At 43.0% G+C, this 14,235-nt stretch carries 10 protein-coding genes and 1 pseudogene; all 11 read right to left on the reverse strand.

The annotated features are described in order from the left end of the window. Positions 1-6: 6 nt before the first annotated feature. The gene (locus DESACI_RS12845; RefSeq protein WP_014827624.1) at positions 7-810 is read right to left on the reverse strand and encodes a hypothetical protein; all 804 of its coding nucleotides are present in this window, start codon (positions 808-810) and stop codon (positions 7-9) included. Between the two features lie 14 nt (positions 811-824). Then, positions 825-968: pseudogene (locus DESACI_RS25790) on the reverse strand (class I SAM-dependent methyltransferase); the annotation flags it as partial. 672 nt (positions 969-1,640) lie between these two features. Continuing rightward, the gene (locus DESACI_RS12855; protein ID WP_014827626.1) at positions 1,641-2,804 is read right to left on the reverse strand and encodes an iron-containing alcohol dehydrogenase; all 1,164 of its coding nucleotides are present in this window, start codon (positions 2,802-2,804) and stop codon (positions 1,641-1,643) included. A gap of 451 nt (positions 2,805-3,255) precedes the next feature. Next, positions 3,256-4,365, reverse strand: coding sequence for an XdhC family protein (locus DESACI_RS12865; RefSeq protein WP_014827627.1), 1,110 nt, complete (start codon positions 4,363-4,365; stop codon positions 3,256-3,258). A gap of 135 nt (positions 4,366-4,500) precedes the next feature. Further along, entirely contained in the window at positions 4,501-5,844 is a 1,344-nt protein-coding gene (locus DESACI_RS12870; RefSeq protein WP_014827628.1) for a DVU_1553 family AMP-dependent CoA ligase, read from the reverse strand. Between the two features lie 3 nt (positions 5,845-5,847). After that, positions 5,848-7,191, reverse strand: a complete 1,344-nt coding sequence (gene trsS / locus DESACI_RS12875) for a radical SAM (seleno)protein TrsS (protein WP_014827629.1) — start codon at positions 7,189-7,191, stop codon at positions 5,848-5,850. A 23-nt stretch (positions 7,192-7,214) separates the two neighbouring features. Continuing rightward, positions 7,215-7,955, reverse strand: coding sequence for a DVU_1556 family methyltransferase (gene trsM, locus DESACI_RS12880; protein WP_014827630.1), 741 nt, complete (start codon positions 7,953-7,955; stop codon positions 7,215-7,217). Between the two features lie 158 nt (positions 7,956-8,113). Further along, a complete protein-coding gene (locus tag DESACI_RS12885; protein ID WP_014827631.1) occupies positions 8,114-8,563 on the reverse strand; it encodes a DVU_1555 family C-GCAxxG-C-C protein in 450 nt (149 codons plus the stop codon). Positions 8,564-8,576: 13 nt separating this feature from the next. Beyond that, entirely contained in the window at positions 8,577-8,789 is a 213-nt protein-coding gene (locus tag DESACI_RS12890; RefSeq protein ID WP_014827632.1) for a DVU_1557 family redox protein, read from the reverse strand. Further along, the gene (locus DESACI_RS12895) at positions 8,782-11,085 is read right to left on the reverse strand and encodes a pyridine nucleotide-disulfide oxidoreductase/dicluster-binding protein (protein WP_041276491.1); all 2,304 of its coding nucleotides are present in this window, start codon (positions 11,083-11,085) and stop codon (positions 8,782-8,784) included. The genes DESACI_RS12890 and DESACI_RS12895 overlap by 8 nt, the downstream gene beginning before the upstream one ends. A gap of 89 nt (positions 11,086-11,174) precedes the next feature. Continuing rightward, on the reverse strand, positions 11,175-13,901 hold the full coding sequence (locus tag DESACI_RS12900) for a molybdopterin-dependent aldehyde oxidoreductase (RefSeq protein WP_014827634.1): 2,727 nt from the start codon (positions 13,899-13,901) through the stop codon (positions 11,175-11,177). Between the last annotated feature and the right edge of the window lie 334 nt (positions 13,902-14,235).

Genomic DNA, 14,235 nt, shown 5'->3' on the forward strand with positions numbered 1-14,235 from the left:
CCCCTATTACATTTTCAGCTTTTCATCCACAGCAATTTTCTTGGCCTTCTTACCGCCGTATTTATAAACAAACATCATCTTGTCCATTGGCATAAAGGGGCTATTTTTATCGAGAGCACTACAATTTAAATAATCTCTGACATATTTTTCTTCAACATCTTCATTAGACAATGTTTCCTTCAAAACTTGCTCTAATTCCTCTGGCACTATTTCCTTGACAATATATTTAAGAACTAAAATATTAACCCGCAAGAATTCCAACATTTTATCTTTATCTAAATGATTGACAAAAGCAATAGCCCTTTCACTGTTCTTGATAGCTATAAGCTCAACCTTACGTGTCGGTGAATTAATATATCTTAAAGCATCGTAACTTATGGTTACTGCCTCTTCTTGTACACTTTCGCAAGGTTCCTTAATGAATTTTATAGAGTCGTAATTTTCTCTCACAGCTAGTAATTGTAATTCTTCGCTTGGATTTTCAACATATTTGATAGCCCATCCGGCTTGATTAATGGCTAATTTGATTAACTTATCGGTGGGATTTTTAATATATTCCAGGTAGATCCAGCCATGATTTATGGCTTTTATCATCATATCTTCTGTCGGATTCTTGATAAATTGAATCGCCCGGGCATTATTATCAATTGCTAATTCTTCCATCTCTCGCGTTGGGTTTTTTATATATTCTAAAACTAGCCCATTTTTTTTAATAGCCAGTAACTTCATCTCTTCGGTGGGATTATTAATATAGGTTATAGCATTAGGATTATTCTTGATCAATTCAATAAGCTTTGCGTTTTCTTCCATGACATTCCTTTCCTTCAGTCCTTTACCCACTTTGCCACTATAAATCCAGGATTACCTTCTCTTTTCTCTTCCCTCGGAAGCGCTTCAGATTTCTTTTGAACATTCGGCGGGAAGAATAGACATTCTCCGATTTCGACGGGTACACCGATTTGCCAGGAATTTAAACATGGACTGGGCGAGATGTCGTTCAAGTTGATCAGATACTGCACCAACCTCAGTATCGTACCAAGAATCATAACTTGCAGCAACGTGGTCAAAAAGTGCTTCTTTCATTACAATCACCCTCGTTTATTTTATATGTTATAGTATATTTCTCATCTTATATAACTTAGAAATTCACACAACTTAGAGACTCTTATGCTTTTACGCATACTCTTTACTCTTTACTCTTTACTCTTTACTCTTTACTCTTTACTCTTTACCCTTTACCCTTACATAAACATTACTCTTGTTCTAATGTTCTCTTGTACTCCTATATTCCGTTTCTAAATTTCTACTTTTTGCTTTTAATTCCTTCTTTCTTCTTCTCCTTACCCTAAAGTCCGATAATTCAGATTGCGAAAATTTGGACACCGATGCCCCATTTATATTTTTTACATCTCTTTGATGCTTATTACTCACAACACAAGGATGATACTCCACTTCAACAGGTGAAAGATGTCGCGGCCTTTGCTAATTAATTGGTCTTAAGCCCTAGGCTATTTATGAACAATAGTTTCAAAAAAAGAAAACGTTGTCCTCAAAATATTAAGGCGTTGGCAAGATATAAAATATTCTTTGCCAACGCCTTAACTTTTCCCTCAATCAATATTTCTGGTTAGTTCCCTGCATTACATTGCATTTTTATAGATTTGAATGACTTGTTCAAGAGTTGCTGCACGTGGATTCGTTAACTGACAGGCATCCATCTTAGCATTACCTGCCATCAGAGCAAAGTCCTCTTCTTTAACTCCAAGTTCGGTTAATCCGGAAGGAATACCAACATCCTTGGAAAGTGTAGCAATGGCAGCAAAGCATTTTTCGGCGGCCTCTCTGGCAGAAAGTCCTGTGATATTCTCTCCCATAGCCGCCGCAATCTCTCCATACCGCTCAACATTGCCAATCATATTAAAGCGTGAAACATGAGGTAAAAGAATGGCATTGCAAACACCATGCGGCAAGTTATAGAATCCGCCTAATTGATGAGCCATAGCGTGAACATAACCTAAACTGGCATTATTAAAGGCCATGCCGGCTAGTAATTGGGCGTAAGCCATTTGTTCACGTGCTTCGAAATCCTCTCCATTGGCTACGGCCCGGCGTAAATATTTGCTGATTAATTTAAAAGCCATGAGAGCCGCCGAATCAGTGACTGGTGTTGCTATTGTTGAAACATAAGCTTCAACGGCATGAGTAAGAGCATCCATTCCTGTGGCTGCAGTTAAACTTGGAGGTTGTTTCATCATCAACAAGGGATCGTTAATGGAAACATTAGGGGTTACATGCCAATCAACAATGGCCATTTTGATATGTCTTTCTATATCCGTGATGATACAGAACCTTGTCATTTCTGCAGCTGTTCCCGCTGTTGTATTAATGGCAATCATTGGAGCCATTGGCGAAGGGGATTTATCCACACCTTCATAGTCATTAATTCTTCCGCCGTTACCGGCAACCAAGCCGATGCCCTTGGCGCAGTCATGGGATGAGCCTCCGCCTACAGAAACGATAAGGTTACAACCTTCTTTTTTATAGATATCAAATCCGTCATGAACATTTTTATCGGTTGGATTTGGTTCAGCTCCTCCGTATATAACTACTTCGAGACCTTCTTTAGTAATAACGTCAGCAATTTCTTGAGCCATACCGATCTTTTCTAGAAATGCATCAGTCACCAGCAGTACTTTTTTTCCACCTAATAATTTAGCTTGTTTTCCTGTTTCTTGGACAGCTCCGGCCCCCATAAGGTTTACGGTGGGCATGTAATACCCATAGATCTGATGAATGATTCCCATGTTTTGTTCCTCCATTTCATTTTAATTTTAAGCAAAGCTTTTGATGATGAATTTTTGATTCGCTTATTTAGTATTTGCAATCTTGTATATCAATATTGCAATTCTAATGCCAAAAAAGTCAGAATATTTAGCAATTATTTTCACAAGTTTATATATCGGCATAATTAACGTAACATTGCAACGTATCCTCACTTTAAAAATAGGATTTAATATTAAAAATGAACTATTCTGGAACACTTTGTTCCAAACATACGGTTTATATTGGAGCACTTTTAGAGCAAAAACGTTGTCTCGTTTGGACATCCTTGGCTTTCAAATAGTATAAAAAAAGTTAACTTGTCTGATTTAATCAGCAGGTTAACCTTTAAAGAGGTTTAGTTTTGGTAAACTAAATTATTCAAATATGATAATAATATCTGCTAACATCTGAACTAAGCAATTTAGAATCCTTTTACTTTAAAGTCTGATCCAACTCCCTTTGAACTTTAATTAACTCACTTAGAATACTTACAGCAATTTCTTCCGGAGTTTCTGCCCCGATTTTCAGACCAATCGGGGAATAAAGATTTTGCAGCAATTCAGCAGTAACTCCTTCATCCTCTAATTCGGCTTTCAAAGCTTTAACCCTTTTGCGGCTGCCAATCATGCCAATATAGGCGGCCGGCTGATGAATTACTTTTTTCAAACATACCTTATCGTAGCGATGTCCTCTTGTGACAATTACAACAAATGTTTGCGGATTGATCGTTATACTGTTTAAGGCTTGCTCAAAATCATTGCAAATAACAGTGTCTGCCATATTAAATCGCACGGAATTTGCAAAGGCGGGACGATCATCAACCACTGTGATCTCGTAACCGACTATTTTCGCCATGGTGGCAAGAGGCAGCGCAATATGACCTGCACCTAAAATCAGCAATTGCACAATGGTTGTTTGCGGTTCCAGTAATAGTCTAAAGGATGGTTTGGACACGGATATTTCGCAAGGCTCAAGATTTGAATCCAAACTGATTAATAATGGCTGGCAGCGTTTACCGCACATTTTGCCACTTTCTTTAGCAACCCGATTCAGTCCTTCAGAACCAAGCTCTCCGCTGACCTCCCCGTCATTCTTAATAAGGAGTTTATTCCCTATTAAAGACTCCTCAGATGCCTCGATCACCGTGACAAGGATAGGATTATGCCTGCCATCCTCCAGTAAGGACAAATATGCTTTGTAGAGGTTGAATTGCTCTTCAGAGTTATAAGAACTCAAATAATCAATGAATAACCCCATAATTCCCCCGCAAACCATTCCCTCATCCTGGGCAATATCAGCGGTCATATTCAAATAATGCACCTTTGAGGCGCGTGATGCAATAACATTGAGAGCTTCTCTTCGAGCTTCTGCCTCACCACATCCGCCGCCAATGGTACCCACGATGGTGCCATCGGGAAAAACTAACATTTTAGCTCCGGGCTTACGCGGCGTTGATCCAAGTACGCTGATGATAGTAACCAGGGCAACCTCGATATTTTCCTCTAAGGCTATTTTGAGTCTATAAATTATTTCATTCTCCATTAGTTCTACCCCTCTTGGAATTAACTTTATGAGTAAATCACTCATTTAGGGAAATTATCTGTTCTTCTTTCATATATCCTGCTGGATAATGATACTAATAAAGTCTTATCTCGTCCTATATGACTTCTTATTCGTTCAATTTAAGACACTTTTTCTTCTGTCTTGAATCTGTCGCTTGGCACTGCTTTTTAGAGAATTTATTTCAGGAGACGAAGTGAAATTAAGGTGTACCTTTAAGTTGCCGCGTTGTTCATCAGCCTTTAAGGCGGGGATTTCAGCAATAGATTGCAAGACTATCCGTTCTATTGCCGTCGAAACAGGCTCCCTCAACTGAATAGTAATGTTTAAACGATTATGCTTTTCCTGCTCCGTTAGAATTACTTCAAAATCAACAACATCGCTTAATGAAAAGAGAACTTCGTCGAAATCGGAAATAGACAAGAAATCAATTTCATTCAGAAAAACGCGATCCCTGGATTTTAACCGTTCCAAACGCTTCAAAACTGTGTTACAGGAGCATTGGCTCGGCAAAAACCTGGAAATATCACCCGTGCGATAGCGAATTAAAGGCATAGCTGATCTGGTCAGAGTTGTAAAGACAATTTCCCCTGGTCCGCCGTCAGGAACAGGTTCTCCAGTACGCGGGTCGATAACTTCAATATATAGGTCTGCTTCTCTCAGGTGGTAACCACAAAAACCTGCACATTCAATCCCGCCGCCAAACCCCATTTCCGTCATACCGTAGTGGTTAAATACCTGACACCCCCAGAACCTTTTTAGCTCATTGACCACCGTTAAAGGTACATAGTCGGTACTTAACAACACACTTTTTATCTTTAGTAAAGTTGAACTGCCAGTTGATTGGATAAACCTGGCTAAATTCAGCACTTGGGTCGGTATCCCGACGATCACATTGATGTTCTCCCGAATTATATGTTCAAGTGCAGATTCGGGGTTACTGACGATTCCATGTACTATCCCTGTGGCGCCTGCCCTTTCTAACCCTAAACGCAGCAGGTCTCCGACACTGCCTGGGATTTCACCCGGAAGTAAAATCAAGATTCTGTCCCCTGGGCTAACCAACGTTAACATTCCATGATGAAAGAAATCAATGGTCAATTCCTGATCTGATTCGCTGAAGAAGAGGCGTTTAGGTTTTCCTGTGGTACCGGAAGTCTGTAAGGTGACGATTCTGCTGATATCATTTTGGGAAACACACAGGAAATCCAGAGGATTGTCTTTGATGTCTTCAGGGGTAGTAAAAGGCAGTTTAGTTAAATCACCTATATTTTTTATTGTACAATCCAATCCCTCATAGTGACGTTGATAAAATCTGCTTTTGCCTTTTACCCCATGCAGGGTTTCCCGCAGTTTCGTTAACTGGTAGTCTTCAAGAAGTTTTCGAGTCAAGACTCCCGAACTGCTGCCGGTAATTTTTTGCAATATCCATGGTTCGAGCGGGGTGGTATTGATGTTCAAGTTTTATCTCCCCCTGCGATAAATTGAGTGCCCATTTTTAGCGGTGAGATTATAAGCACAAAAAGGAATCAGCTTACCCTCGGGGCTTACAACATGAATACAACAATTTTTTAAACGTTCGAGATCCAAGTTCCAGACATCTTGAAAAGCCATGCCACTAAGGGAAAAAGCATAGGTTTTAAGTTGTTGAATTAGATTGTCCCAGGAATCGCCGGTATCGGTAGTTGAGTTCCGAACTTTGAAACTATCAGCTCCCGACCACTGCCTGGCTACAAAGGTTCGAGTCTTTTTAGCTAATTCATCCGCTCGTTCCAGTCCCTCACAGCACGAATTGTTAACGATAGGCTTGATACTTCCGTCAGCTCTGCGCGTAAAACTGCCGCTAAAGGAACAACGGCCATTGTGTGGTTTCAGGTTAGCCGCTTTGATAAGCCCGCCCGTTTGTTCTTCGATGGCTTGAATAACTTCCGGGAGCGTTATCCGATCTCGGTCCAGAGGTTCTTGGGGAATTCTTCCGAAGTAACTTACGGGTTGAAAGTGGACACCCCGGACGGCAGGATGATTGTCTAAGGCAAACTTTACTATTCCCCCGATGTTATCGGTATTTATTCCAGGTATAAGTGTCGGCACCAAAACGACTCCGATTCCATACTCAGCGCAGTTTTCTATGGCCTTGACTTTGATATCCAGAAGATTACGCCCTCTGATTGCGCGGTAAACCTGATCTTCGGTACCATCAAATTGTAAAAAAACCGAGCTCAGGCCGGCCTTCTGTAAACGGCTCAAAAAAAGGCAATCCTCGGCCAGCCGCAGGCCATTTGTGTTAATTTGGATAAAATGAAAACCTAACTCCCTGCCCAGTTTCACGATTTCCGGCAAATCGTTCCTTAACGTCGGCTCACCGCCGGATAACTGTATATTCACAGGACCGCTGGCAGCAAGGACCTTTTTATACCATCCTTCAATGATTCCTAAAGAAGGTTCGTCGAGCTCCGTTCCTGCATTAGCAAAACAAAATCGACAGTTTAGATTGCAGCGCTGTGTAACCTCAAGCAACGCCGTACAAGTTGTTTTATAATGCTCTGCACATAAGCCGCAGTCAAAGGGACAGCCTTTCACAACCGGTGTATAGCATTCCCTGGGCGGGGTAGGAATTGTCGGTCTGACCCAGGAGTCCCAGAGAGGGCTTCCGTGCCATACCAGAGTTCGATACTCACCATGCTCAGGGCAGCGTTTCACAAGATAAACATCTTCCCCCTGAACCACTCTTTGAGCCGGAATTCTCTGCAAGCAGTCCGGACACAAACTCTCGGTAGCGGACGTTAAACTTCTATCTGTAATGTCCATCTGCTGTTAATTCCTCACTATCTTCAACAGAACGTCTTTTGGGCAATCAGTTGGAAATAACCCATCTTTGCTTTTTTAATCGCTTCCTGAACAACGGCCGGATCAACAGAGCTTGAGCAGGAAGCGGATTTTAGCCAAAAATTAGTCATAGATCCATAGGTCATAATCAGATCAACGGTTAATTGAATCAACAAATTGGAATGATCACTCCAATTTACGATTTCAAACCCTTGATTACTGAGCTTTCTAATCAGTTCTTCCTTAGGGATCGCCCTTCTGATACAAGAGTCGAGCTTGAGGTCTTGCAGGGCTGTGAGCCCATCCGGATTGCGGGGATACACGTCATTTATGATCAACCAGCCACGCGGTTTGAGTACCCTGCAAATCTCTTTTAATACCTGATCCGGATCTTCCATTACAGACAAGGTGCATTCAGCAAATATCCCATCCATGTAGTTAGCTGGAAAGGGCAGGTCTTCCCCCTGCCCGCATATCAGATTTAAGTCTGGATTCCTGTGTTTACCAATCCTTATTAATACCTCCGAGAGATCAATGCCTATGGCTTGGAGCCGGTATTGACAAACTAAACGTTCTACCGTTGCCCCGGTGCCTGCCCCCACATCTAAAACTCTGGCACCGGGGAGAAAGTTACAGTACTTCACTCCCAGATCGGTTAAGAAAAATCCCCCCGGCCTTATGGGATCACCGGTTACCTGGCGAAGAACGTCACTTTCATAGACTTTTAAAACATTATTATTTTTCATACCGTTTTAAGTCTCCAGTCCGAGTCTCTTAATCTCTTAGTCTCTTAATCTCTAATCTCTAATCTCTAATATCTAATATCTGTGTATCCGAATATCCAACTATCGGAATCATTGAGTCTCTACTTCTGTCTTTGTCCTTTGAAACCTTATCTCAACTTTTAATAATCCTCTTCCTCTGACTCAATATCTTCCGAATAAGCAGCCAAAATCTCTTCAACTTTATTTAAGGTAGCTGACACAATATTGCCGCAGCGAACAGGATACTCGTTCCCTTCATCCAGTGACTGGTCCAAAATCCCTTCACAATCCGTATTGCCATGAACATCTTCAAACCACTCTAAGAGTTCACGAAGCATCATGTTGATTTTGGGATGCCCAAATTCACCGGGATTGCCTTTCCCGGCGTTTAAACCTATCAAACAAGCCCCTCCGGTCAGAGCCCCGCAGGTTTTTCCCGACCTTCCTATTCCCCCGCACAAACCATGCATTGCTTTGATCAGGTCAGGATTTTCTTTTCCCAAAGTATCTAACCCTAAGATTAACATGATTTGGCTGCAGCAAAATCCTTGAGCCGCCAGTTGAAACATCCGAAAGGCATCGGCCGGCATCATGCATCCCCCTTTACTTATCTTCCAAGCTTTGCTCGACTTCGAACATTTTGCCCAACGCTAATTCCTCTGTGATGAGCACTATACCGCAGTTAAGACATTTTAGTTCTTCAACTTCAAAATCATTGCCCAAATAAGAGGCCTTAACCAAACCCCGTTCCAGTTCGCCGCCGCATTTTCCGCATTTCCAAGCCGTTTTCTCCGTCTGTTTTGGTGTCTTATTCATGAGCTCCCTCCACAATTTCCATGCGATGGCAGTACGTATTGAAAACGACAAAACCTTGATTTTGAGGTTCGTATTCAACCCAATACGTCACTCTGAGGGGACGATAATGAGCCAAACTATGACCATTATCAGGATTAATAAACTTTCTTCCGGTCCGCTCCGCGTACTCAATAACCTGTTGGATATCCTCAATAAGAATATGCCGGTCCTCCATGATTTCCCAAACCCTGTCATTTAATTGAAGGTCTATACTCATATAGGCTTCCTCCTTAGCGGACGGAGTTTCTTGCCACAACGAATGCAGCAGTTTGCGTTTTAATTTAGCCCTATTTTCATGGCGGTAAGAAAAACCAACACCTGGTTTGACTGCAGCCTGCTCGAGATCGTCTTCAAAAACCAGATCTAAGATGTGTAATGTACGTTTGCCTTTGGAGGCAAACCTATCTCTGCACATAGCACAGTAAGCAACATAATCCACGTCGGATTCACTGATGCGGTCCTCGACAATTGTTTGCGCTAATTCACGGTTAGCAAAAGACATCAGTCCGCCATAGCCGCAGCACTTGGTTAATTCTTTGCTGTAAGGCAATTCTTCAATGTCATAATTCAGCTTCTTTAAAATTTCTCGGACAGCATTATGGATCGACGGTTCATGTCTCGTTGTGCAGGCATCTTGAACTGCCACTTTTCCTCCGTTAAGCTTATTGCCTTGCACAGGGAGTTCCATGTCTGCCATCAGCTCCCACAGAGAAACTATGTCCGGAAACTTCGTTCGAAACATACTATGACAGGTGGAACAGGCTGTGATGATCTGCGGCTTGCCCAAGTGTTCCCATTCGGCCGCTAAAACTTCTGAATTATTTCGATATAGGTCTTTTTCACCCGCCCAATCAGCCGGGGCACCGCAGCAGCGCAGCATTAAACCTACGCCTCCGGAAAGGTTTTCCATCAGGAATTTATAAACCTGTTCTACTTGATCAGGAGACGAAGCGCTTAATTGGCAACCCGGGAAGAAAACATAGTTACTGGAATTATAGCCCGGTTGATGCCTGGTTAAGGCAAACTTATCGCTGTTGCTGAAGTCCATATCACGCAAAGCAAACTCATGAGCCGAGGGAGGCATTTTTCCTTTGCTGACCATGCTTTCCCGGCTTGTTTTACAGACCTCTCCCAAGTCTAACCCTTGGGGACAAACCTCTGCGCACAACCCGCACAAACTGCAGGAGTTGATCATTTTATTTGCATGCCGCATGCCCATGACGATGGAATTATTATTGTAGATTTGGCGCAGATACTTCTTGGGATAACTTCCATAGTTCTCTATGTATTTACAGGCCTTTACACATTCCAGACACTGACAATTCAAACATCTGGCGGCCTCTTTAACAGCTTCTTCAACGGTGTATCCTGCCTGTTCATTACTCATGGGTACTGCCGGCAGTGGTTCAATTCCTTTAGTATTGACGAACAGTTTACTCTCAAAAGACCCTTCGCCTTCACGAGATGCCGTTAAAGAAACACCTTGTAAAAAACGGTCGATGGAAATTGCCGCTTTTCGGCCATCAGCCACAGACCTTATGGGGGAGTCATTGTCCGCCAGGGCTCCGCCAAAAATACCTTTGGTCGTTGTTTCACAGGTAACCGGATCTACTTCGTAATCTTCTCCAAGAAGATCAAGCGCATCAGGAGATTGCTTGGCAAGCCCCAGATACAAAGCCTTAAAGTTCTCCTGTAGTTTAGCTAAATCCCGTGATGTTATTTCCTTATTCACTTCTATCTGAACCTTAAGCCGGGATAAGACGGAAAGTTCTTCACCAATAACCTGCGGCGATAATTGGTTTTCAGGAAAATCCCAGAGGTTTCCGCCAATTCGATCGGTCTTCTCAAACAATGTGACTTTATACCCTTTTTTAGCCAAATCATAGGCCGCAGTCAGCCCCCTCAGTCCGGAACCTACTATGGCTACAGTCTGGCTTTTTTCCGGAATTATCCCCGCCTTTTGTGTGTTTCCGGATTGATTTTGCACACAAAATCTTTCCAAGGCTGCAATTGAAATAGGTGATCCAACATCTCTGCGTTTACAAACATCCTCACAGGGGTGATCACAAATCCGGCCAATAATTCCGGGAAAGGGCTGTTTCTTTTGCAAGGTTGCCCGAGCGCTTTTTAAATCCATTTTTTGTATGTCGGACATCAGCTTGCGGGCATCCACATGAATTGGACAGCCCGCGATACAGTCCGGAGGATTTTCTTGGGTACACTTATCTTCCAGTCGTTTTAATTCCTCTTGTTCCATAAGCAACACCCGATTTCCTATGTTATGGATGAAGCAGGGAACCTGCAATCAACGGATCATTTTCAGGCTCCCTGCCCCAGATTTAATCTTTAACCCTTAGCTTGAAGGCCGGCGAGCACCTTTTCCGGACGGGCCGGCAAATGAGTTACCCGTACACCACAGGCATTATAGATAGCATTTATAATAGAAGCGTGGGGTGAGGTCAAGGGCAGTTCTCCTGAACCGGCGGCGCCAAAGGGACCATTAGGACGATAGGTTTCCACATAGAGAAGTTGAATATCATCCGGTACATCTTTGATAAACGGCAGTCCAGCACCGATAAGATCGGAGTGTTTCTTCAGGTCTTCAAAATCTTCACTTAAAGCAAGGCCAAGACCTTGAACTAATCCGCCGTATAGTTGTCCGTCAACCACCAGTCTATTGGCAATTTTACCGACATCGGCAACCATCGTCATCTTTACAACAGTAGTTTTACCGGTAGTAGTATCGACTTCAACTTGAGATAAGAAGGCACCGTACATATAGACTGCGAAGGGATTACCTTGTCCGGTCTCCACATTGCACTCCGAGGCTGGTGCTGTCCAAGCGCCTTGGAAGAGCACCGGCAGATTTTCAGCGATCATTTCTTCGTAGGTTCGGAAGGTTCCGTCCTCTTTCTTAATTCCTTCCAGCAGCGCTTCGCAAGCCACCCGGGTAGCATTTCCGACTAAGACTTGGGAACGGCTTCCTCCGGCAGGACCGCTGTTAGGAGTTCTCTCCATATCATTCATGACAAGCTTAATATTTTCAGGTTTAATTCCCAAAGGACGCAGCGCTTCATGGGCGGTAGCCAATGATCCCATGTCAGCTCCCTGACCGTGATCCTCCCAAGAGGTGTAAACCGTTACGCCGGTTGCCGTGAGTTCCACATTAACTGCGGAACTGTCCGCCCCGTCTAAGCCAGATCCGTAGATTCCGATGGACATTCCGATCCCGCGTTTTTTATTGGGATCTGACGGCGGCTGTTTGGCCCATTCTTTAGCTTTGTCGTATTCAGGTTTAAGTTTATCCATAATATCCACCAGGCAATAGACATCGGGTTCACAGCCGGTGGGTGTTGTATCGCCGGGGCGGTAGACATTTTTATAACGCAAGTCAAAGGGATCCATACCCAGTTTTTCGGCAAGTTCATCAATTAGGACCTCAGAGGAGAAGGTGCTTTGCGGTGATCCATACCCTCTGAAGGCGGAACCCCAGGCATGGTTGGTACATACCGTCCGGCCGTTGCCGCGGATGTTGGGAATATTATAACCACAACCAATAAATTGAGTGCCTCTCATGGTCAGCAGATCACCGAATTCAGAATAGGGACCATGATCTACTGTCCAATCGGATTCCATGGCAATTAATTTACCTTCTTTAGTAGCACCATATTTAAGATTGATAAAGAAAGGAGATCGTTTTCCGGTATAGGTCATCTGCTGATAATAGTCAAACTCCAAGTAAACAGGCTTACCGGTGGCAACTGCCGCGACTCCTAATAAAGCTTCGATAGTCGGACTGAACTTATAGCCAAAGGTTCCGCCCGCGTTGTTTTGAACTAAGATCAGTTTTTCAGGCTCCATCCCAATCCCTGCACAAATCATGGCTTGATGGAGATGGATTCCAATACTCTTGGAGTGGATAATTAATTTACCTTCCTCGTCGAAAAAGGCAAAGCCTACATCAGGCTCAATGGGCATATGGGGTTGACGTCCAATATAAAAATCATCTTCCACCACAACATCCGCAGAATCCATAAGAGGAGCGGTATCGTCACCCTTCACAAGCTTCGTTTCAAAATAAACATTCGGGGTTCCGGGATGAATCTCCAGAGCATCGTCGGCCATGGCTGCCGGAGCACTCATATATTCCGGCAGTAATTCCAATTCTACGTTAACCTTCTCAACGGCGGCTTGGGCATGTTCCGGCGTATCAGCGGCAACAATCGCGATAGCATCGCCAAATTGGAATACTTTCTTATCACAGAGGATCGGACGATCCCAACCATCCCCTTTGTTGGTCGGAAAAGTAATTAAACCGGTAATTTTGTTTTTGCCTTTAACATCTTTGGCAGTGATGACTCGATAGACGCCGGGCATTTTTTCCGCTTCTGATGTATCAATAGAAAGAATATTGGCATGTGATACTTTTGCCTGAACCAGTTTCAGATGTAAGGTTCCACCAGGCATTTTATGTCCGAGATCAGCACCGAAATCCCAAGTCCCTGTAACTTTAGCCAAGGCTGACGGGCGAACATATTTACTGCCCCAAATTCGGCCGTCTTCAGGTAATTTACACCATAACTCTTCGGTAGTAACTTCTCCCCGCATGAGACGAGCCGCATCCATAACGGCATCTACTAAAGGTTTGTATCCTGTGCAGCGGCAGGCATTTCTATGCTTCTGAAACCAATCCCGAACCTCTTCTCTTGAAGGGTTCATGTTCTCTGTCAAGAGCTGCTTAGCTGAAACAATAAATCCCGGACTGCAGAACCCACATTGAGCTGCTCCGTGGATCATCCAAGCAAGCTGCAGAGGATGCAAATGCTCTTTGGTCCCTACGCCTTCAATGGTTGTTATTTCTGCATTATCGGGAACTCTTTTCATTTTCGTAACACATGAGCGAATTACTTTTCCATTCATGATCACGGAACAGGCGCCGCATTGACCTTTTCCGCATCCCACTTTTGTTCCAGTCAGATGCATTTGTCCACGCAGTACATTTGAGAGGGTTGTCTCACCGTCGACAATTAAAATCTGAGGGTTACCGTTAATCATTACTTTCTTCTTTAGCAAATTTATCTCTCCTTTATGGTTATTTCCAAAAAGTATGTTCGTTTCCTTATTAGCCAGTGTTAATGGAGTACTATAATTTTAGATTCATTCTAATGGCAAGCCAGCTTTTACCAATAAAGCATTCCCTTCCAGACCAGCTATTATTCAACTGAAAATTACCCCCCATCCTTTTTTACTCAACAGTCATAACTTTCAATAATTTAAGATTACTGAGCTTTTCTCTAGTGAATGAAATGCAAGAATTATGCCAAATAATTAAACAGTAACTATCCATTGTGTTTAGTTAAGATATCTTAACTTGATCTCATGAAGAAAATGCGCTACCATAAAAGTA

Source organism: Desulfosporosinus acidiphilus SJ4 (assembly GCF_000255115.2).
Classification (GTDB): Bacteria; Bacillota; Desulfitobacteriia; order Desulfitobacteriales; family Desulfitobacteriaceae; genus Desulfosporosinus; species Desulfosporosinus acidiphilus.